At 76.1% G+C, this 20,423-nt stretch carries 19 protein-coding genes; 12 read left to right on the forward strand and 7 right to left on the reverse strand.

What is annotated here, in order from left to right:
• Nucleotides 1-5: 5 nt before the first annotated feature.
• From ACFXAM_RS08145 to ACFXAM_RS08160, 4 genes are all read right to left on the reverse strand, one after another.
• Nucleotides 6-1,007: an NAD-dependent epimerase/dehydratase family protein gene (locus ACFXAM_RS08145; RefSeq protein WP_380288635.1), complete on the reverse strand. Its 1,002-nt coding sequence runs from the start codon at nt 1,005-1,007 to the stop codon at nt 6-8.
• On the reverse strand, nt 904-2,151 hold the full coding sequence (locus tag ACFXAM_RS08150) for a hypothetical protein (RefSeq protein WP_380288637.1): 1,248 nt from the start codon (nt 2,149-2,151) through the stop codon (nt 904-906). The genes ACFXAM_RS08145 and ACFXAM_RS08150 overlap by 104 nt, the downstream gene beginning before the upstream one ends.
• Nucleotides 2,151-4,565 carry a DUF3492 domain-containing protein gene (locus ACFXAM_RS08155; RefSeq protein ID WP_380288639.1) on the reverse strand — a complete coding sequence of 805 codons (2,415 nt, stop codon included), beginning with the start codon at nt 4,563-4,565 and terminating at the stop codon, nt 2,151-2,153. The genes ACFXAM_RS08150 and ACFXAM_RS08155 overlap by 1 nt, the downstream gene beginning before the upstream one ends.
• A 373-nt stretch (nt 4,566-4,938) precedes the next feature.
• The gene (locus ACFXAM_RS08160) at nt 4,939-5,868 is read right to left on the reverse strand and encodes an alpha/beta fold hydrolase (RefSeq protein ID WP_380288641.1); all 930 of its coding nucleotides are present in this window, start codon (nt 5,866-5,868) and stop codon (nt 4,939-4,941) included.
• 234 nt (nt 5,869-6,102) lie between these two features.
• Between ACFXAM_RS08160 and ACFXAM_RS08165 the strand changes: the two genes are divergently transcribed.
• From ACFXAM_RS08165 to ACFXAM_RS08175, 3 genes are all read left to right on the forward strand, one after another.
• The gene (locus ACFXAM_RS08165) at nt 6,103-6,744 is read left to right on the forward strand and encodes a TetR/AcrR family transcriptional regulator (protein WP_380288643.1); all 642 of its coding nucleotides are present in this window, start codon (nt 6,103-6,105) and stop codon (nt 6,742-6,744) included.
• A gap of 152 nt (nt 6,745-6,896) precedes the next feature.
• Entirely contained in the window at nt 6,897-7,124 is a 228-nt protein-coding gene (locus tag ACFXAM_RS08170) for a DUF3107 domain-containing protein (RefSeq protein ID WP_380288645.1), read from the forward strand.
• Nucleotides 7,125-7,280: 156 nt separating this feature from the next.
• Nucleotides 7,281-7,613, forward strand: coding sequence for a hypothetical protein (locus tag ACFXAM_RS08175; protein ID WP_380288647.1), 333 nt, complete (start codon nt 7,281-7,283; stop codon nt 7,611-7,613).
• A 40-nt stretch (nt 7,614-7,653) separates the two neighbouring features.
• Here the strand turns inward: ACFXAM_RS08175 and ACFXAM_RS08180 are convergent, their stop codons facing one another.
• On the reverse strand, nt 7,654-8,385 hold the full coding sequence (locus ACFXAM_RS08180) for a ferritin-like fold-containing protein (protein ID WP_380288649.1): 732 nt from the start codon (nt 8,383-8,385) through the stop codon (nt 7,654-7,656).
• 657 nt (nt 8,386-9,042) lie between these two features.
• On the opposite strand from ACFXAM_RS08180, the gene ACFXAM_RS08185 reads away from it, so the two are divergent.
• From ACFXAM_RS08185 to ACFXAM_RS08205, 5 genes are all read left to right on the forward strand, one after another.
• On the forward strand, nt 9,043-10,791 hold the full coding sequence (locus tag ACFXAM_RS08185; RefSeq protein ID WP_380288651.1) for a DEAD/DEAH box helicase: 1,749 nt from the start codon (nt 9,043-9,045) through the stop codon (nt 10,789-10,791).
• A 115-nt stretch (nt 10,792-10,906) separates the two neighbouring features.
• Nucleotides 10,907-11,794 (forward strand): alpha/beta fold hydrolase, encoded by an 888-nt coding sequence (locus ACFXAM_RS08190; protein WP_380288653.1) that lies wholly within the window; start codon nt 10,907-10,909, stop codon nt 11,792-11,794.
• Nucleotides 11,795-12,165: 371 nt separating this feature from the next.
• Nucleotides 12,166-12,312, forward strand: a complete 147-nt coding sequence (locus ACFXAM_RS08195; RefSeq protein ID WP_380288655.1) for a hypothetical protein — start codon at nt 12,166-12,168, stop codon at nt 12,310-12,312.
• 330 nt (nt 12,313-12,642) lie between these two features.
• Complete coding sequence (locus tag ACFXAM_RS08200) at nt 12,643-13,281, forward strand: DUF6758 family protein (RefSeq protein WP_380288657.1); 639 nt, start codon at nt 12,643-12,645, stop codon at nt 13,279-13,281.
• A 100-nt stretch (nt 13,282-13,381) separates the two neighbouring features.
• Nucleotides 13,382-14,242: a PHP domain-containing protein gene (locus ACFXAM_RS08205; protein ID WP_380288659.1), complete on the forward strand. Its 861-nt coding sequence runs from the start codon at nt 13,382-13,384 to the stop codon at nt 14,240-14,242.
• A gap of 94 nt (nt 14,243-14,336) precedes the next feature.
• Here the strand turns inward: ACFXAM_RS08205 and ACFXAM_RS08210 are convergent, their stop codons facing one another.
• Nucleotides 14,337-14,978, reverse strand: a complete 642-nt coding sequence (locus tag ACFXAM_RS08210) for a suppressor of fused domain protein (RefSeq protein ID WP_380288661.1) — start codon at nt 14,976-14,978, stop codon at nt 14,337-14,339.
• Nucleotides 14,979-15,474: 496 nt separating this feature from the next.
• On the opposite strand from ACFXAM_RS08210, the gene corA reads away from it, so the two are divergent.
• Nucleotides 15,475-16,596 carry a magnesium/cobalt transporter CorA gene (gene corA / locus ACFXAM_RS08215; protein WP_380288663.1) on the forward strand — a complete coding sequence of 374 codons (1,122 nt, stop codon included), beginning with the start codon at nt 15,475-15,477 and terminating at the stop codon, nt 16,594-16,596.
• 28 nt (nt 16,597-16,624) lie between these two features.
• On the opposite strand, the gene ACFXAM_RS08220 is transcribed toward corA, so the two are convergent.
• The gene (locus tag ACFXAM_RS08220) at nt 16,625-17,608 is read right to left on the reverse strand and encodes a DMT family transporter (RefSeq protein ID WP_380288665.1); all 984 of its coding nucleotides are present in this window, start codon (nt 17,606-17,608) and stop codon (nt 16,625-16,627) included.
• Between the two features lie 120 nt (nt 17,609-17,728).
• Between ACFXAM_RS08220 and ACFXAM_RS08225 the strand changes: the two genes are divergently transcribed.
• The 3 genes from ACFXAM_RS08225 to ACFXAM_RS08235 all read left to right on the forward strand — a co-directional run bounded on the left by ACFXAM_RS08225 (nt 17,729) and on the right by ACFXAM_RS08235 (nt 20,371).
• Nucleotides 17,729-18,289, forward strand: a complete 561-nt coding sequence (locus ACFXAM_RS08225; RefSeq protein ID WP_380288667.1) for a hypothetical protein — start codon at nt 17,729-17,731, stop codon at nt 18,287-18,289.
• A gap of 161 nt (nt 18,290-18,450) precedes the next feature.
• Nucleotides 18,451-19,746, forward strand: coding sequence for a magnesium transporter MgtE N-terminal domain-containing protein (locus tag ACFXAM_RS08230; protein WP_380288669.1), 1,296 nt, complete (start codon nt 18,451-18,453; stop codon nt 19,744-19,746).
• Between the two features lie 76 nt (nt 19,747-19,822).
• Entirely contained in the window at nt 19,823-20,371 is a 549-nt protein-coding gene (locus ACFXAM_RS08235) for a DUF1003 domain-containing protein (RefSeq protein ID WP_380288713.1), read from the forward strand.
• Nucleotides 20,372-20,423: the final 52 nt, after the last annotated feature.

Genomic DNA, 20,423 nt, shown 5'->3' on the forward strand with positions numbered 1-20,423 from the left:
GGGTGTCAGACCCGGCAGGCCGTCTCCAGCCAGACGTCCCCCAGCGACTCCTCCAGCGGCACCTGCGTCCGCCAGCCGAGACGGTCCCGGGCGGTGCGCACGTCCGCCTGCCGCCACGGCACCGGCTCGCCCGGGGCGGCCCGGCCCTCCCCCGGCCGGGGCTCCGCCGGACGGTGCCCCGGCAGGTGGTGCGCGGGCACGTGCCCCGGCACGTGCTCGACCGGCCCGCCGGCCTGCGCGGGCAGCACGACCTGCCGGTTCTCCTCCACCACGGCCCCCTCGAAGCCGGACGCCCGGACCAGCAGCTGGGCCGCCTCACGGGCCCGGACGGCGTGCCCGCTGCCGATGTTGATCACCCCCGTCGCGGCCGACACCGCGGCCGCCTGGATCGCCCGCGCGACGTCCCGGACGTCCACGAAATCCCGGTATCCGGACAGGTCCGGCATCCGCACCTGGGACTCCTCGCGCTCCAGCGCCCGCCGCAGGCCCTCCGCCAGCCGCCCGAACAGCGAGGCGGTCGGCGCCCCCGGCCCCACCACGTCGAACACCCGCAGCACCGCCGCGTCCAGCCCCGAGGCCAGCACCAGCTCCGTACCGGCCAGCTTCGACACCCCGTACGGGCCCACCGGGCGGGGCTCGGCACTCTCCGACACCGGGACCCCGCCCGGCACCGGCCCGTACTCGGCCGCCGAGCCCACGTGCACCAGCCGGGCCGGCTCCCGGCTGCGCCGGATCCCCTCGCAGACCGTCGCCACGGCGAGCGTGTTGGCCCGGATCAGGGTGCGCGAGCTGCCGTAGGTGGCGCCCGCGCAGTTGATCACCACCTGCGGCGCGACCGCGTCCAGGAAGCGGGCCAGCGCGCCCGGACTGCCGGTGGTGAGGTCGAAACGGATGTCGGCGGAGTCACGCCGGCCGAGCACCGTCACCTGCAACTCCGGATCCACGAGCAGGCGATCGGTGACCCGACGGCCGATGAAGCCGTCGGCGCCCAGCAGCAGCACCCTCATCGGGGGCGTCCTTCCACGAAGCCGGGCCGGGGATCGGCCTGGCGGTCCGAGTGAACAACGGGAACAGCGGGAACCGCGGGAACCGCGGGAACAGCAGGAACCGCGGGAACCACGGGAAGACGAACGGGATCACGGCCGGGGGCCCGGACGACCGGTGCGCCTCGGGCCGGCCCAGCACCGGCCAGGCGAACGCCAGCAGCGCCAGCACCACCGCGCCGCCCGCGAGCGGACCGGTGAACGGCCCCGCGAACGGTGCGGGCGGCGCCGCCGAGGCCGCCGCCCCGGCCAGCGCGCCCAGCGCGGCCGCCCCCGGCCGGCCGCAGCGGGCCAGCAGCGCGGACAGCACCAGCAGCAGGCCGAGCACCCCCTGCGCCGCCCACTGCGCGGGCCCGGCACGCTCGGCCGCCAGGTGCAGCAGCCCGCCGCCGTGGCCCGGCCCCGGGAGCGGCGCGAGGGCGGACAGCACCGTGAGCGCCGCGAAGCTCAGCGCGGCCAGGACCGCCAGGTGCAGCGCCAGCGCCACCGGCAGCACCGGCCGCATCCGGGAGCGGAACCCGGCCAGCGTCTCCGCCGTCGCCAGGTGTCCCCGCCCGGCCCGGCGGAACCACCGGGCCGCCCACTCGGCCGACCCGGCCGACAGCGCCGCCGCCAACACCAGCGCCGCCGTCACCCGCCGCTCCCCCGGCCCGCCGGCCGCCACCGCCGGCGGCGCCAGCAGCAGCGCCGCCACCCCCGCCCGGTGCGCCGCCGCACCCCACCCGCGCCGCCGCCCGGCCCCCACCGGAACCAGGGTCAGCGGGACGGCCGCCGCCGCCAGGACCGGTCGGCTCCCGCCGAGGGCGACCGCCACCGCACACGGCAGCACCGCCGCCACCGCCGTCCGGAGCGCCGCGGCGCACCGCCTCGGCCAGCTCTCGACCGGCCCGGCCGGCTCCTCGGCGGGCGGACGGCGCGGCACCCGGGCGTACAGCTCCTCGGCCAGCGAGAACAGATCGGCGTGGCGGCAGCGGGCGGCGGCGGCCGCGCCCAGCCCGGCCTCCTCCAGCCCGGCGGCGATCTCCAGGGGATCCACCGCCCTTTCGCAGAGCACCCGGTGCTCGGCCATCACGACCCGCACCGGGTCCCCCGGCACCTCCCCCGCCATCAGACCGCCTCCGCGAGCACCCCGGCCCGCCCGGCCGGGGGGCCGCCGGCCGGCACCCCGTCGGCGGCCGAGCCGACGGCGTCCACCCCGGCGACGCCGGACGACCGCCCGGCACCGGAACCACCCGCCGGCCCCTCCGGCGCACCCGCGTCGGCCCACCCCTCGCGGGGGGCCCCGTCCACCGGCGCGCGGTCACCACCCGGCGCACCTGCCGTCGGGGCGACGACACCCGACAGCGGGCAGAACCGCGACGCACCATCCCGACCCACGACATCCGCCCCCGCAAAACCCGCCCGCGACCCAGCACCGGAACCACCCGGCGCACCCGCCCGCGCGGCCGTCGCCACGGCGGCCTCGGACCGGCCAACCGCCGACCCCCCACCGGACGGCGGCCGGTCCGCGACGTACCGGGCGCCGCCGACCTCTGCCACGTCGTCGTCGGCGGCGGCCCGGCCGCGCCGCTCGCACCGGTCGCCGGGCACGGGCCGCACCTGTGCGAGCAGGACCTCCGTCACGGCGGGGCCGGCCACCGCCGGCCGGTCCGGGCCCTGCTGCTCGGCCACGTCCGGGCGCTCACCGAGGAGACCTGCCGGCGGGCCACCGGCCTCCGGGGCGGCGGCATCCGCCGCACCGGCCGTCGACATCCGGGGCCGCGCCGCGCCGCCCCGGCCGGCGACATCGGCCGGGGCGGCGCCCGCCCGCACGGCTATCGCCTCGGCGCCCGCCGCCACGGCGGCCTCCGCCGCACCGGACAGCGCCCGGGGCTGCGGCCCCCCGACCGGCCCCCGCGGCCCCGGGGCGTCCGGCCCACCCGCGTCCACCACGGCCGACGGCCGCGGGGCACCGCGATCAGCGAGCCAGTACCCGGCAGGGCGAGCGCCGGGAACACCAGCCGGGAAAGCCCGCAACCCCGGCGCCACGGCATCCAGCACCCCGCCTTCCGGCCCACCCGCCTCCACCACACCCGACGGCCGCAGCGCACCACGATCAGCGAGCCAGTACTCGGCAGGGCGGGCGAAGGGGCGGGCGCCGGGGGCGGTGGCCGGGAAGGCGGGCCAGTGGGAGACGAGGTCCAGGTAGATCTCCCGGAAGGCCCCGATCACCGGATCGACGCCGAAGCGTTCCTGCGCCCGCAGGCGGCCGGCCAGCCCGAGCCGGGCCCTGCGCTCCTCGTCGCGCAGCAGGGCGAGGCAGGCACTGGCCAGGGCCCGCGGGTCGCGGGGCGGGACGAGCAGCCCGGTCGGGCCGACCACCTCACGGGTCACCCCGACGTCGGTGGCGACCACCGCCCGGCCGCTCAGCATCGCGTCGGTGAGCAGCCGGGGGCGGTGCCGGGAGGGCGCGGTGAAGACGGCGACGCTGCCGGCCGCCCAGGCCTCGGCGGCCGGGCGGGACCGGTCCGCGTACCCGACCGACGGCGCCACCCCGAGCCGCGCGGCGACCTCGCCGCAGTGCGCCCGGTAGCCGGGCACGGTCTCCTCGCCGTGGACGACCAGCCGCGCGGCGGGCAGCTCGGCGCGGACCCGGGCGAAGGCCTGGAGGAGGGGCCCGGGATCGCGGTCCGGTTCCAGGGGGCCGGCCCAGACCAGGGTGGGCGCGGCCGGTTCGGGGCCGGCGGCGGGGCGGTCGACCGCCGGGGTGCCCTCGTGGACCACCCGGATGCGTGCCGGGTCGGCCCCGCAGCGCAGCTGCCACCCCTGGTCGTGGGCGCTGCCCGGGGTGAGTGCCGCGGCCTGCCGGTAGGTCTCCTCGGTGAGCGCCCGGACGTGGCCGAGCAGCAGGGCCCGGACCGGCCACCGGTGACCGGCCCCGCCGTGACGGAGGTACTGCTCGCGCAGGTGCGGCCCGTGTTCGGTGACCACGAACGGGACGCCGTGCAGGTGCTTGGCGACCAGCGCGGGCAGTGCGGCCGGGCCGCCGCCGACGACGTGGCAGAGGTCGGCGGCGCCGAGGCCGCCGGGGTCGGTGCCGTACCAGGGCGCGGAGAGCGGGCGCAGGCACTGTTCGAGGAGGTCGGCGGCGGCCAGCACGTCGCGCACCAGCGGCCGGCCGGCGGGGGTGGCGGCGCCGGCCGAGCGCCAGACCCGTTCGAGGATGCGCCGGGCGTGGGCGGAGGCCAGGAAGGCGGGCAGCGCGCGGTCCGCGCGGGCGAGGTCGGCGAGCCGGTACAGGCCGGGGCCGAAGGCGGCGCGTTCACCGGGGATCAGCAGGGCGCGGACGAACTGCTCGTGGGCGGCGGCGTACCGGCGGCGGCGCGGCCCGCCCGGGACCCGGCCGGCCGGAGCGGGTTCCCCGGTGAGGACGTACCGCTCGAAGTCGTGCTCGCGCAGGCCGTCCACCAGCCGGTCGCACCAGTCACCGGTGCCACCGGCGGCGTGCGGACGCACACCCTCGGTGAGCAGTGCCACGCGCACGGGGGACCTCCAGAGCAGAGCGGTTCGACGGACGGCCGGGCGGACCTGGCGGGCCGAGCGGGCGGTGCGCGCTCGGCGGCGGCGGCCCGGGGCGGGGGGAGGCGTTCCGCCGGAGGCACCGCGGCCGGGCCCGCGGCCGCCACCGGCCGCCGGCGTCCCTCGCGGCCGCCCTCCGGCTTCGCCGGCGGGCGCGGTTCCCCCCACACCTGTTCGGTCCGACAGCAGAAAGGTAGGTCCGGCCCGGGGCAATCCATCGGTCACATGCCTGGCTGCCACCTGAACGAGTGAACCGGAGTGACCTCGTCCCGATGGCCGCGTTAACGGCCGCCGCTCACGGGGTGTCCGTCGAACCCCCGCGCCGGCGGCGCCGGGGTCAGGCCCGCCCGAGCAGTTCGCGCACCGCGCGGGCCACGGCGTCGGGGTGCTCCATCATGGCGACGTGCCCGGATTCCGGGAGCACCAGCAGCCGGGAGTCGGCGAAGGCGGCGCAGGCCCGGCGGGCGGAGCGGTAGGCGACGAGCTTGTCGCGCAGCCCGTAGACCAGCAGGACGGGGGCCTTCACCCGGGCGGCCTGCCGCCAGAGCGCCTGGTCGCCGCGTTCGGTGTAGGCGGAGACGATGCCGCGCGCCGAGCCGGCCAGTGCCGGCATCGCGTGGGGCAGCCCGACGCGCCGCCGGTACTGGGCGAGCGCCTCGGCACGGGCGGCCGCGGAGAGGCGGCCGGGGTCGCCGTAGACGAGCCGCAGCAGGTCGTCGGTGACCTGCTCGGGGCCGCGCCGGCCGGCGGGCAGCCGGCGCAGCAGCGCGGGCAGGCCGGGGACGGCGAGCAGTCCGGTGGACCAGGCGGTGCGCTGCGGGGGCAGTTCGGGCAGGGCGGGCGAGACCAGGGTGAGGCTGCGGACGAGGTCGGGGCGCAGCGCGGCGAGGCGGACGGCGACGGCCCCGCCGAGCGAGTTGCCGAAGAGGTGGACGGGGCCGCGGCCGGTGGCCTCCAGGTAGCCGATGACGGCGCGCACGTGCCCGGAGAGGCCGAGGTTGCCGTCGGCGGGCGGGGCGGAGTCGCCGAAGCCGGGGAGGTCGAGGGCCTCGCCGTCGAGCTGCCCGGCGAGCCGGGCCATCAGCTCCGTCCAGTTGGCGGCCGAGCCGCCGAGCCCGTGCACGAACAGCGCCGCTTCCCGTCCGCCGCCCGGGGCGGGGTCCCCGGCGGGCCGGTGCACGGCCAGGGCCGTGCCGGCGACCTCGACGGTGCGCAGCGGTGCCAGGGCGGCCGGTTCCGGGAGTATCTGCTGCTCAGCGCTGTCCATGGGGGACGATGGTAGTGAGCCGCTGCCGCCGCGGCCCAGGGGCGGCACGGCGCCGCGGGGTTCCCCTTTGACCGGTGCGCAGCACTGCCGACGGCCGTGGTGGGCGCCGTATTGTGGGCACCTGACAAGGGGGGCCGCCGGTTTTATCGCGCCCGGCAAGCGCGAACGCGGTTACCCGAAAGTAGAATCGGTCGTCTTGCCGACCCCGTACGAACCCGTGAAATGAGGAGCGCCGTGACGGCCATCCAGGAGGCGCAGGAGCGCCCGCGCGGTGCCCGCCTGCCGCGAAGCGCCCGCCGTGAACAACTGCTCGGTGCCGCCCAGGAGGTGTTCGTCGCGCAGGGTTACCACGCGGCCGCCATGGACGACATCGCCGACCGTGCCGGGGTGAGCAAGCCGGTCCTCTACCAGCACTTCCCCGGGAAGCTGGAGCTCTACCTGGCGCTGCTGGACAAGCACTGCGACGCCCTGGTCGACTCCACCCGGGAGGCGCTGGAGACGACGACCGACAACAAGCTGCGGGTGGCCGCGACGATGGAGGCGTACTTCAACTACGTCTCCAGCGAGTCGGGCGCCTTCCGGCTGGTCTTCGAGTCGGACCTGACCAACGAGCCGGCCGTGCGGGAGCGGGTCGAGCGGGCCGCCGAGGCCAGTGCGACGCTGGTCAGCAAGGTGATCCAGGAGGACACCGACCTGCCGGAGGCGGAGTCCAAGCTGCTGGCCGCGGGTGTCTGCGGCCTGGCGCAGATCACCGCCCGGTACTGGCTGTCGCAGGGTCTGGAGATCCCCCGCGACGAGGCGGTCCGGCTGGTCGCCAGCCTGGCGTGGCGCGGGCTCAAGGGCTTCCCGATGCACCCGAGCACCGACGCCCCGTAGGCCCCCGCCGCCGGCCGGTGACCCGTGGATCTTCGCCGGGGTGCCGATCCGGTGCTCTAAGGTGAAGCCGTACGGCGCGGTCGCCGGGCCCGCTTGTCCCAGGCGGTGCGGTGACCGCGCGTGGATGGCTGCAACCCGGAGGGACGGAAGCCGTGGAGGTCAAGATCGGCGTGCAGAACGCGCCCCGCGAGATCGTGATCGAGAGCTCGCAGACTGCCGATGAGGTCCAGAACGCGGTCGCGAAGGCGCTGGAGGGCACCGAGAAGCTCTTCTCCCTGAGCGACGAGCACGGCCGTCGCATCATCGTCCCGGCCGACCGCCTGGCGTACGTGGAGATCGGCGAGCCCGCCGCGCGCAAGGTCGGCTTCGGCACGCTCTGAGCCACGGGCCTCGCCCGGTGCCCCGTCCCCTCGGCCGAGGGGACGGGGCACCGTCGTTCCCGGGGGCGGGTGGGGCGGGGTGTACGGCCGGGGCGGCGGGGGTACGGCGACAGTGCGACCGGCCGCGCCGGGCGCCCGTACCCCGGGGAGGCATCCTTGCTGGTCGAGACGTTCGCCTTCGCGCTCGTCGGCGTGGTCGTCGGCGCCGCCGCGCTGCTGTCCTGGCCCGCCCACTTCCGGGACGCGCGGGCGCTGGTGCCGGCCACGGCCCTGGTCTCGGCGCTGCTCGCCGGGGTGATCGCGCACTTCGCCCTGGACGGCCGGTACCCGGCGGCGAGCATCGCCGTCTCGGCGGTCGCCTCGGCCCTGCTCACCTCGGTGCTGGCCCGGCCCGACCTGGCCGCCGGACGGGCGCCGGCGCACCGCCACCGCCCGTCCCGGGCGGGCGCCCACCGGACGGGCACGCACCGGCGCCACCGGCACGCCTGAGCGGCCCGCCGGGGGCGGCCGCCGGGGACCGGGAGCCGGGTCAGGAGGCCAGGCCGAGCGCCGCCATCCGCCGGGTGTGCGCCTCGGTGATCCGGTTGAACATCTTGCCGACCTCGACCAGGTCGAAGCCCTGCACCCGGACGCCGCCGACCAGCAGGTTGGACAGCGCGTCGCGCTCGGCGACCACCCGCTGCGCCTGGCTGAGCGCCTCGCCCATCAGCCGCCGGCCCCACAGGGCGAGCCGGCCGCCGGCCCGCGGGTCGGCCTCGATGGCCCGGCGGACCTTGTCGACGGCGAACTGCGCGTGCCCGGTGTCGGACATGACGCCGAGGACCAGGTCACGGGTGTCGTCGTCGAGCCGGACGGCCACCTCGCGGTAGAAGTCGGTCGCGATGGCGTCGCCGACGTAGGCCTTGACCAGGCCCTCCAGCCAGTCCGAGGGCGCGGTCATCCGGTGGAAGAGCTCCAGCGGCTCGACGAACGGCCGCATCGCCTCCTGCGGGTCGGCGCCGATCTCGGCGAGCCGGTCGTGCAGCCGCTGGTAGTGCTGGAACTCGGCGCTGGCCATCCGGGCCAGCGCCGCCTTGTCGGCCAGGTCGGGAGCGAGCTTGGCGTCCTCGGCGAGCCGCTCGAAGGCGCTCAGCTCGCCGTACGCGAGGGCGCCGAGCAGGTCCAGTACGGCGGCCCGGTAGCCCGGATCGGCCGAGCAGGCGGCCCAGTCGCCGATCGAGCCGGCCGCCACGTCGTCCTGCGTCTCACCACGGTTCTCCATGACCCGCCACCTTAGTGCCGGTCCGTCCCGGGACACCTCTTCCACCCCTCCGACCTGCGATGTCGTCCGCGTCACGTGTTCGAGTCGTCGGGTGACTGTATGGTGGTACGGAGGCCCGTCGTGCTCGCACGGTGTCACCGCCGTCTCGGTGTGCCGGGCAAGCCCGCTCCGCAGCGACTCCGTCCCCGAAGGACGTGCCGCGCGGAAGCCGGGTACTCAACGTACGCGGATGCCCGGTCGGAGAGCCGATCGGCTCCGACCAGGGCTTGGACTTCAAGCCTTGGCACCGCATCAGTGGCCGAGCGAGGGCCGCCGAGACCGCGCCAGCCGGCGCAGGTCCCGCGCAGGTCCCTCACGGGAATCCTCCCCGACGCCGCCGGCGACGCGCCCCCTTGACCGGGCCGCGCGCACCGGCCGGCCGCAGGGACCGGCGCGGTTGTGCGTCCGCGCAGCTGTATTCGGGGCCGTCCAGGCCCGTACGCAGCCGCGCGGCTGCCCGCCCGCCGCTCGCTCTCGGCCCCTCCACACGGAAGAGGCAGCACCCTGTCCACCACCGCTGAACCCACGAAGACGACCTTCCGGGACCTGGGGATCCTCCCGGAGACCGCCGAGGCCCTGGAGTCCGTCGGCATCGTCCATCCCTTCCCGATCCAGGAGATGACCCTGCCGGTCGCGCTGACCGGCCACGACGTCATCGGCCAGGCCAAGACCGGCACCGGCAAGACCCTCGGCTTCGGCCTCCCGCTGATCGAGCGGGTCGTCGTGCGGGCCGACGTCGACGCCGGGCGCGCGCAGGAGGAGGACCTCTCCGACTGCCCGCAGGCGCTCATCGTCGTGCCGACCCGCGAGCTGTGCACCCAGGTCACCAACGACCTGCAGACCGCCGGCAAGGTCCGCGACGTGCGCGTGCTCGCCGTCTACGGCGGCCGGGCCTACGAGCCGCAGGTCGAGGCACTGAAGAAGGGCGTCGACATCGTCGTCGGCACCCCCGGCCGTCTGCTCGACCTGGCCGGCCAGAAGAAGCTGAACCTCTCCAAGGTCCGCTCGCTGGTCCTGGACGAGGCCGACGAGATGCTCGACCTCGGCTTCCTGCCGGACGTCGAGAAGATCATCACCATGCTGCCGGCCAAGCGGCAGACCCTGCTGTTCTCGGCGACCATGCCGGGCCAGGTCATCAGCCTCGCCCGCCGGTACATGAGCCAGCCGACGCACATCCGCGCCGCCGCGCCGGACGACACCGGCACCACCGTCGCCAACATCGAGCAGCACATCTTCCGCGCCCACTCGCTGGACAAGGTGGAGATGGTCTCGCGCATCCTCCAGGCCGAGGGCCGCGGGCTGGCGATGATCTTCTGCCGCACCAAGCGGACCGCCGCCGACGTCGCCGACCAGCTGACCCAGCGCGGCTTCGCGGCCGGCGCGGTGCACGGCGACCTCGGCCAGGGCGCCCGTGAGCAGGCGCTGCGGGCGTTCCGCAACGGCAAGGTCGACGTGCTGGTCTGCACCGACGTCGCGGCCCGCGGCATCGACGTCGAGGGCGTCACGCACGTGATCAACTACCAGTGCCCCGAGGACGAGAAGACCTACCTGCACCGGATCGGCCGCACCGGCCGGGCCGGCGCCTCGGGCACCGCCGTCACCCTGGTCGACTGGGACGACATCCCGCGCTGGCAGCTGATCAACAAGGCGCTGGACCTGCCGTTCAACGAGCCGGAGGAGACCTACTCCACCTCGCCGCACCTGTACGAGCTGCTGAAGATCGCGCCGGGGACCAAGGGGATCCTGCCGCGCTCGGAGCGGACCCGTGCCGGGCTCGGCGCGGAGGAGGTCGAGGACCTCGGCGAGACCGGCGGGCGCGGTTCGCGCTCCGGTGGCCGCGGGCGCGGCGGGGGGGGCGGCTCCGCCCGCCCCGCGGCCGCCGAGCCGGCCGCGGCCGAGGAGAAGCCGGCCCGCAAGCCCCGTGAGCGCCGGCGCACCCGCCGGGGTGCCTCCCTCGACGGGGTCGTGGACGCCGTCGAGGGGGCGCCCGTCGCGCCCGTCGCGCCGCAGGCTCCGGCCGGCACCGCCGTCGAGGGCGCCGAGGGCGAGTCGGCGCCGCGCCGCCGCCGTCGCCGCTCGCGCGGTTCGGCGTCGGGCGAGGGCGCGGCCGCCGAGGCCGTCGCCACCGCCGTCGCGGAGGCCGCCGTCGTCGAGCCGGCCGCCGCCGAGGCCCCGGCCGAGGAGAAGCCGAAGCGCACCCGCACCCGTTCGCGGGCGAAGGCCGAGACCCCGGCCGAGACCGTGACCGCCGCCCCGGCGGAGGCCGCCCCGGCCGCCGCCGAGGCCCCGGCCGCCGAGAAGCCGAAGCGCACCCGCACCCGCACCCGCCGCCCGGCGGCCGCCGCCGAGGCGACCCCGGAGAGCTGATCCGCGTTCCCGCGAAGGGGCGGCCCGGACTCCCGGGCCGCCCCTTCGGCGTTCCCGCGCGACGCCTAAGCTCGGGGCCACCTGCCCGTTCGCGCCGGTCGCCGGAGGTCCGTCCATGAGCACGCCGCCGTTCCTCACCCTCCCGCCCTGTGCCCGTGCGCTGCGGGTGGTGACGGCGCGCGGGGAGTTCGCGGCGCTGCGGGCGGACCCGGCCGGGACGGTGCGCGGCTCGGCGCTGCTGGTGCCCGGCTTCACCGGCAGCAAGGAGGACTTCATCGCGCTGCTGGAGCCGCTCGCCGCGGCCGGCTACCGGGTGACCGCCGTCGACCAGCGCGGGCAGTACGAGACCGGCGGACCGCAGGACCCGGCCGCCTACACGGTGGCCGCGCTGGGCGCGGACGTGCGGGCGCTCACCGCCGCGCTGCGGGCCGAGGACGCCACCGGCCCGCTGCACCTGCTGGGCCACTCCTTCGGCGGCCACGTGGTCCGCGAAGCGGTGCTGGCCGAGGCCGCGGACGGCGCGGAGCTGCCGTGGGCGTCGCTGACGCTGATGTCCACCGGCCCCGGGGCGATCGACCCGGCCGAGGCGGAGCGGACCCGGCTGCTGATCGGCGTCCTGCCCACCATGGGCATGGAGGAGATCTGGCAGGTGATGCAGGAGATGGAGGAGGGCGGCGGGGACCGCGCCCGCCGCCCCTCCCCCGAGGTGGCCGGGTTCCTGCACCGCCGCTGGCTGGCGAACGTGCCGCAGGCGCTGATCACCACCGGCGGCCACCTGGTCGCCGCGCCGGACCGGGCGGACGAGCTGGCCGCCGTGGTCGCCGCCGGCCTCCCCGCCCTGGTGGTCTCCGGGGTGCGGGACTACGCGTGGCCGGTGCCGGAGCAGACCGCGATGGCGCACCGGCTGGGCGCCCGCCGGGTGGTGGTGGACGGCGCCGGGCACTCCCCCAACGCCGAGCGGCCGGCCGCCACCGCCGCGGCCCTGCTGGACCTCTGGGGCTGATCCGCGGGCCCTTCCGGGCCGGCATCGGGCCCCCGCCTCGACGTCTCCCGCCGACTCCTGGTACAAGGGGGGCGACAAAATTCGTTAGTTGCGGTAATATTTGATTCGGTCCTGGAAACATCGTCGACAGTGCCGTCGGCGTTCCGTCGACGCGATCCATCCGAAACCAGGACTTCACGGACGGGCAACGACCCGGTAGCAGCGCCACCGCAGCGTGGTTCACGAGGGGCCACGCGCCACTGGCGAGCAGGGGGGAGCCCTCTTTGCCACGACAACGGACGGTCGACGACTCGACCCGACCGACCCCGACGAGGCTGATCCCGACTCAGCCACGACCGCCCCGCCCGACGGGGCCAGGAAAGGACAGGCCCATGCGCTTCGAGATCCTCCGACTGGACGACGCCCACGGCACCGCCGCCGACCCCCTCATCGCCGACGCGGAGACCGTCCGCGAGCTCGTCCAGGCCGCCGCCCGCACCGGCGAACGCCTGCTCATCCGTCCGTGCCCGACCGTCTGACCGGGCGCGGCCCCCGGGAGCCCGAGCACTCCCCCGCCGCCGACGAGCCCGGCCCGTCCGACCCGGACGTTCCGATACCCGACTGACGCCCCGTCATCGCACCAGCGACAACGGGGCGTCAGCGTGTCCGGGCCCGCACGCCGCCCCGCCCCGGCGTGCGCCGCCCACGTTTGCCGCCGCCCCCCGCTGGACATTTCCCAACAGGAGCCGCCCGCACCGCGCCCACCCCGCGCCGCGCGGGCACCCGCCACCGACAGGTGCCGCCGAACCGCCCTCCGTACGGGTGATCGTCCTTGACGCGGCGGTCCGGAGGGAGGAGCGTTGACGGCTATGAGGGGCGAGCCCAGCTGCCCGAGGTGCGCCGGTCGGGTCCGCGCCCCCGGTCTGTTCTCAGACACGTGGCAGTGCGACCGGCACGGCGCCGTGCACCCGATGCAGCCGGTGCTGCCCCCGAGCGTGGAGGCCCTCGGCGTCGCCGTCGCCCGCTCCCAGGTCCCCGTCTGGATGCCCTGGCCGCTGCCGGTCGGCTGGCTGTACACCGGGATCGCGCACGTCGGCGACGACGTCTCGGGCGCCCGCGCCACCGCCGTCGCCTGCTCCGGGCCGGCGCCGCTGGGCGGTTTCGGCGAACTGGTGCTGGTCGCCGAGGAACTGGGCGTGGGGCTCGGTGCCCGGTACGCGGGCCTGTCCGGGCCCGACCCGGGCGATTCCGTCGGCCTCTACAAGCCCGCCGACGCCAAGCTGATGGCGGCCGGCCGGCCGACGCCGATGTTCCACGTGCCGGACGCGCCGGCGGACCGCGCGGTGTTCGTCGGCGAGGCGCGCGGCCTCTGGCTCTGGGCGGTGGCCTGGCCGGAGCAGTCGGCGCTGGTGATGTACGACGAACTGGTGCTGACCGACCTGCGGGAGGCCGGCGCGGAGCTGGACCTGCTGCCCTGCGGGGCCCTCTCCCCCCGTCTGCTGGGCTGACCCTGCCCCGGGCCCGTCGCACTATCCTGGGCGTCACCCCGCCGGCAGGCCGTGCCGGCGCCAGCGCCGCCCGGCGCCGACCCCCGAGGGAGCACCACCCGTGCGCATCGACCTCCACGCCCACAGCAACGCCTCCGACGGCACGGACAGCCCGGCCGAACTGGTCGCGGCGGCCGTCGGGGCCGGGCTGGACGTGGTGGCGCTGACCGACCACGACACGGTGGCGGGCCACACCGAGGCGGCCGACGCGGTGCACGCGCTGCCGCCCGGCACCCGGCTGACGCTGGTCCCCGGCGCGGAGCTGTCCTGCGTGGTCGACGGCATCTCGATGCACCTGCTCGCCTACCTCTTCGACCCGGCCGAGCCCGCCTTCGCGGCGGAGCGCGAACTGGTGCGCACCGACCGCTTCCGGCGCGGGCGGGCGATCGTCGAGCGCTGCCGCGAACTGGGCGCGGACATCAGCTGGGAGCAGGTGCGGCGGATCGCCGGGGAGGGCTCGGTGGGCCGTCCGCACATCGCCAGCGCGCTGGTGGAGGCGGGCGTGGTGGCCTCGGTGTCGGACGCGTTCACCGCGCAGTGGCTGGCCAACGGCGGGCGGGCGGACGTCCGCAAGCACGAGACCGACCCGGTGACGGCGGTCCGGCTGGTCCGGGACGCCGGCGGGGTGCCGGTCTTCGCCCACCCGGGGGCGGTCAAGCGCGGGCGGACCGTCTCCGACCGGGTCATCGCCGACCTCGCGGCGGCCGGGCTGGCCGCGCTGGAGGTCGACCACGTCGACCACGACGAACCCACCCGGGAGCACCTGCGCGGCCTGGCCGCCGAGTTGGGGCTGCTGACCACCGGGTCCAGCGACTACCACGGCGCCCGCAAGACCGTCCGGCTCGGCGAGAACACCACCGACCCGGCCGTCTACGAGGCACTCGTGGACCAGGCGACCGGTGCCAAGCCGATCGGCGGCTGAACACCACCGGAGGCCGTGTGCCGTGACGGCGGGGACCGTGTCGCCGTGTGTGCCGTGACGCCGAGTCCGTGACGTCAGGACCCCTGACGCCGGGTCAGTCCAGCCGGACGCCCCGGCGCTGCGGGTCGCGCAGGTCGGTGCCGTGCTGGAGCCAGCGCTCCTGGAGGGCCGCCGCGCCGTGCACCCGCTTCCAGCCCGCCTCGTTGGGCGTCATCGGCAGCAGCGGCAGGAAGCGGACCGGGTCGGCCGGCTCGTCCAGCTCCACGTCCTCCACCAGTCCGCCGGGTTCGGCGGCCAGGACGGAGGTGAACGGCGCGCCGTCCCAGAGCGGGGCGCCGAGGTCCAGCGAACCGCCGGGGGCCACCACCAGGCCCTCCACCTGGGGCGCCGCGGCGAAGGTGGCCAGCGACCGGAGCACGCTGTCACGCCCGCCGCGGATCGTCAGGACCAGTTCGGCGCGCGGGCCGCGGACCTGGTCGACCACCGCCGCGGCCGGGTCGGCCATCGGCGCGGCGGACATCCCGAGGGTGGCGTAGCGGACCAGGCCCTCCGCGTCGGGGCCGAAGCGCAGCACCTCGATGCGGTCGGCGCCGAGGAAGGTGACGGCGGCGCGACCGCTCGGCTCGCCGAAGACGGTGAGCAGCCGGGCCTCGACGGCGGCCAGCGCCGCCGCGCGGGAGGGGCCGTGCGGGCTGCCGCCGGAGGGGTCGCCGAAGAGCGGGAAGTCGTGGGCCATGCCGGTGAGCGTAACCCGCGCACCGCGGGCAGTTGGCACGGCCTTTACGTGAACGCGGGCGCGGCAAAGGCGGCTCGGGTGTTAGTGTGAGCGACTGGCTACCGGGGATCCCCGTCCCACGGGGCAGCGGCGCGAAGGAGGTGGTTGCGGTGGATACCAGCCGACCATGCAGTACCGGCAGCTCTACCCGGCCCGATCGCCTTCCCCGTACCCCTCGGCGCGCGGGCTGAAACAGCGGGCCTGAGAGGCCACGGCAAGCGCCGGCCTCCTCCCCAGCACCGCGGACCCCAGCCCTTCCCGTGCGGACGCACGGCGGAGCTCCGGTCCGGCCGGGAGAGCACCCCACCGACGTCCGGCCGTTCCGTTCCCCCGTGCCCCGGCAAGGCACCCAGGGACGGCCGTGGGCGCCGGAGTCCATCGGTGTTCCTCCGCCGTCGCACCGCGGCCGTCCGTCATCACGCCGTCGTGCGGCGGTTCCTGCCCAAGGGAGCCAGCCATGTCGATGATCAACAGCCTGCGCGCAGCCGTCCGCACCAACCGCCGCCGCTCCGCGGCCCTGTTCGATTCCATCCACCCGGGCGAGACCCCGTCGGCGGTGGTGGACTGCGCCGTCTACCAGCACGGCAAGCGGCACGGCGAGACGTGCAGCCCGCGCGAGGCGGCCCGGCTGGTCAAGGCGTCGAAGCAACTGCCGGACGGTGAAGGATCGTTCAGCTGGATCGGGCTGCACGAGCCGACCGAGGCGGAGTTCGAGGGCATCGCCCAGCGCTTCGGGCTGCACCCGCTGGCGGTCGAGGACGCGGTGCACGCGCACCAGCGCCCGAAGGTCGAGCGCTACGACGACGTGCTGTTCGCGGTCTTCAGGACGATCCGGTACGTCGACCACGACCAGCTGACCCCGACCAGCGAGGTGGTCGAGACCGGCGAGCTGATGGTGTTCGCCGGGCGGGACTTCGTCATCACCGTGCGGCACGGCGGGCACAGTTCGCTGAAGGAGCTGCGGCACCGGCTGGAGGCCGACGCGGACGGCTCGGGGCTGCTCGCCAAGGGCCCGTCGGCGGTGCTGCACGCGATCGCCGACCACGTGGTGGACAACTACCTGCTGGTCGCGGACCAGTTGCAGAACGACGTGGACGAGATCGAGTTCGAGGTCTTCTCCAACCGGGGCGGGCGGGGCGCGGACGTCGGGCGGGTCTACCAGCTCAAGCGCGAGGTGCTGGAGTTCAAGCGGGCGGTGGCGCCGCTGCTGCGGCCGATGCAGCAGCTGTCGGAGCCGCTGCAGCGGCTGGTCGACCCGGAGATCCAGAAGTACTTCCGGGACGTCGCCGACCACCTGGCCCGGGTCACCGAGCAGGTGCACGGCTTCGACGAGCTGCTGAACTCGCTGCTCCAGGCCAACCTGGCCCAGGTGTCGGTGGCGCAGAACGAGGACATGCGCAAGATCACCGCCTGGGCGGCGATCTTCGCCGTGCCGACCATGATCACCGGCGTGTACGGGATGAACTTCGAGTACATGCCGGAGCTGCACCACAAGTACGGCTACCCGATGGTGCTCGGCAGCGTGGTGCTGATCTGCGTCGGCATGTACCGGGGCTTCCGCCGCAACGGCTGGCTCTAGGACGGGTCGGGTCCTGCCCCCGGTCCGGCTACCGCCGGTCGGCGCGGGCGACCAGGACCAGGCCGGCCAGGATCAGCACCACCGCCGGGTAGGCGGCGAGCGGCGGCCACTGGCCGAGCCAGAGCGCGGCGATCAGCGCGGCGCCCGGGGTCTCCAGCAGGATCGCGGTCGAGGTCACCGAAGGACCGAGGCTGCGCACCACCCGGTTGCTGAGCGAGTGGCCGAGCAGCTGGGCGGTGACCATCAGCAGCACGATCTGCCACCAGGCCCCGGCGGGCCAGCCGGACAGCGGCGTCCCGGCGGCCAGGCAGACCACCAGCAGCACGACCGCCGTGGTGGCGTAGCAGACCAGCGTGTACGCGGTGGTGCTGACGGTGCGCCGGACCTCGGCGCCGAGCAGCATGTACCCGGCGGCGGCGAGCCCGGCGGCGAGCGCGAGGGCGTCACCGGCCAGGGCGCGGGACGAGAGCGAGAGGTCGACGCCGGTGAGCACCAGGACACCGGCGAAGGCCACCGCGGTGCCGAGCCACACCATCCGGGGCGCCCGCACCCCGAGCAGCCGCATCAGCACGATGGTCCACAGCGGGGTGGTGGTGACCAGGGCGGTCGCGGAGGCCACCGAGGTCATCCGCAGGCTGGGCATCCAGAGCGCGAAGTGGACGGCGAGCAGGGCACCGGCCGCCATGGCCAGCAGCAGCGCGCGGCGGGAGACGGCGCGCAGTTCGGCGCGGTGGCGCAGCAGCGCCCAGGGGCCGAGCACGCCGACCGACATGAGGTTGCGCCAGAAGGCGATGGCCAGGGCGGGCGCGGCGGTGGCGCTGATCAGCGGGGCGGAGAGCGAGATGCCCGCGACGGAGACGGCGAGCAGCAGCAGGTCCGTCCTGGGCAGCGGGTGCACGGGGCCGGCCGGTGCGACGGACGCCGGGGCGGAGGCCGGGGCGGAGGCCGGGGCGGGGCCTGGGGCGGGGGCGGTCGCGGCGGGCGCGGCGGTCTCGGGCCGGGCGGCGGGCACGGCGCTCCTCGGGTCGGCGGTGCGGGGCGGCTCCTACCGTAAGGCCCGTGCGCCGTCCACGGAACTGTCGACCGAACCGCGGACCCTCGCCCGGCCGGCGCAGGCCGTACGCTGTGCGCCATGGACCGTACGCCTGCCGCAGCCGCGACCGCCGACGACTTCCTCGACCGGGCCCTGCTGGAGGAGGCCGCGAAGAAGTCCGGTCTGCTCTGGGTCCGGGCGGACGGCCAGGAGCACGCGCGGGCGCTCTGGCACGCCTGGCACGACGGCGCGGTGGTGGTGGTCGGCGACGGCGCCGAGCAGCCGCTGCACGGGCTGGCCGGCGGCGCGGGCGCGACGGTGACCGTGCGCAGCAAGGACAAGGGCGGCCGGCTCACCGGCTGGCCGGCCCGCGTGGTCGAGCTGGCGCCGGGCGGCGAGGCCTGGCTGGGCGCCGTCGAGGAGCTGAAGGGCAAGCGGCTGAACGCGCCCGACACCGACACCATCGCCGACCGCTGGGCCCGGGAGTGCCGGGTGCTGCGGCTGGAGCCGGCCGGTTCGGCGGGCGCCGAACTCGCCGAGCGGCCCGGCGCGATGCCGCAGGACTCGCACGTCGCGGCCCCGATGCCCACCCCGGCCACCACCCGCCGCCCGGTCCCGGCCGGTCTGCCGAAGCTGCTGCTGAAGCGCCGCAAGGGCTGACGCCCCCTCCCCTCACCCCCGCGACCCCCGGCCCCCCGACCCCGCCGACCGATTCGCCCGGTTTCACCGAGCCCGGGCGGGAATGCCCGAGTAGCCTTGGCCGCGGGGCGTGCCCGCGCGCCCGACCAGGCGTCGAGCGAGGCGAGGGAGTCCAGAAGTCCATGGCAGGGCCAGGCAACCGGGTCTTCATCTCGCACCTGTCCGGCATCGCCGTCTTCGACCCGAACGGCGACCAGGTCGGCCGGGTCCGGGACGTCGTGGTCACCCTGCGCCTCGGCGGCCGCCCGCCCCGGGTGCTCGGCCTGGTGGCGGAGGTGGTCGGCCGGCGCCGGATCTTCCTGCCGATGACCAGGGTGACCAGCCTGGAGTCCGGCCAGGTGATCACCACCGGCGTGATCAACATGCGCCGCTTCGAACAGCGCCCCGCCGAGACGCTCGTCCTCGCCGAACTGCTGGACCGCACCGTCACCTGGACCAAGACCGGCCAGGACGTCACCGTCCTGGACGTCGCGATGACCCAGACCCGGCTGCGCGAGTGGCAGATCGGCAAGGTCTTCGTGCAGGTCGGCCGGGTCGGCCGGCTGCGCAAGGCGCGCGGCGAGACGCTCACCCTGGACTGGCAGGACGTCACCGGCTTCACCCTCCCCGAGGAGAACCAGGGCGCCGCCAACCTGCTCGCCACCTTCGACCAGCTGCGCGCCGCCGACCTCGCCAGCGTGATGCACCACCTGTCCGCCAAGCGCCGCGCCGAGGTCGCCGCCGCGCTCGACGACGAACGGCTCGCCGACGTCCTGGAGGAGCTGCCCGAGGACGACCAGGTCGAGATCATCGGCAAGCTGAAGGACGAACGGGCCGCCGACATCCTGGAGGCGATGGACCCGGACGATGCCGCCGACCTGCTCTCCGAGCTGCCCGGCGACGAGGCGGAGCGGCTGCTCCAGCTGATGGAGCCGGACGAGGCCGAGCCGGTGCGCCGGCTGCTGACCTACGAGGAGAACACCGCCGGCGGCCTGATGACCACCGAGCCGATCGTCCTGGAGCCGGACGCCACGGTGGCCGAGGCGCTGGCCCGGGTGCGGGTCTCCGACCACAAGCCGGCCCTCGCCGCGCAGGTCTTCGTCTGCCGCCCGCCCAACGAGACCCCGACCGGCAAGTACCTGGGCACCGTGCACTTCCAGCGGCTGCTGCGCGAGCCCCCGTACACCCTGGTCGGCTCACTGGTCGACGACGACCTCGACCCGCTGCCGCCGGACACCCCGCTGTCGCTGATCACCAGCTACCTGGCGACCTACAACATGGTCGCCGCGCCGGTCGTCGACGACGCGGACCACCTGGTCGGCGCGGTCACCGTGGACGACGTGCTCGACCACCTGCTGCCGGAGGACTGGCGGGAGGCCGCGCTGCACGGCGGACCCGCCGAGGAGAGCGACGAGAGGGAGGCGGCCGGTGGACGCTGACCGCAAGGGCCGGCGGGACGAGTCCCCGCGCCAGCGGCTCCAGGGCGAGCTGCGGCAACTGCGCCAGCTGCGCGAACTGCGCGCCCGCGAGGGCGCCCGGGACCGCCGCACCGAGGCCCCCGCGACCGGCCCGGCCCCCCGCAGCCGGCTCGACCAGCCGCGCACCGCCCGGCCCGGGCTGATCACCCTGCCGTCCTACGACCCGGAGGCCTTCGGCAAGCTCTCCGAGCGGATCGCCCGCTTCCTCGGCACCGGCCGGTTCATCGTCTGGATGACGGTGGTGATCATCCTCTGGGTCGCCTGGAACACCCTGCTGCCCGACGCCGCCCGGTTCGACGACTACCCCTTCATCTTCCTGACCCTGATGCTCTCCCTCCAGGCCTCCTACGCGGCGCCGCTGATCCTGCTGGCGCAGAACCGGCAGGACAACCGGGACCGCGTCAACATGGAGCAGGACCGGGCCCGCAGCGACCGCAACATCGCCGACACCGAGTACCTGACGCGCGAGGTCGCAGCCCTGCGCCAGGGCCTCGGCGAGGTCGCCACCCGCGACTTCGTCCGCTCCGAACTCCAGGCGCTACTCAAGGAGATCGACGAGCGCCGGGAGGCGCCCGAGATGCTGTGACCCGCAGCACGCTACCGACCGGTTCTGCACCCCGCGCGGCGCCGTACCATCA

Origin of the sequence: Kitasatospora sp. NPDC059462 (assembly GCF_042749955.1) — a bacterium.
In the GTDB taxonomy this organism is placed as follows: Bacteria; Actinomycetota; Actinomycetes; order Streptomycetales; family Streptomycetaceae; genus Kitasatospora.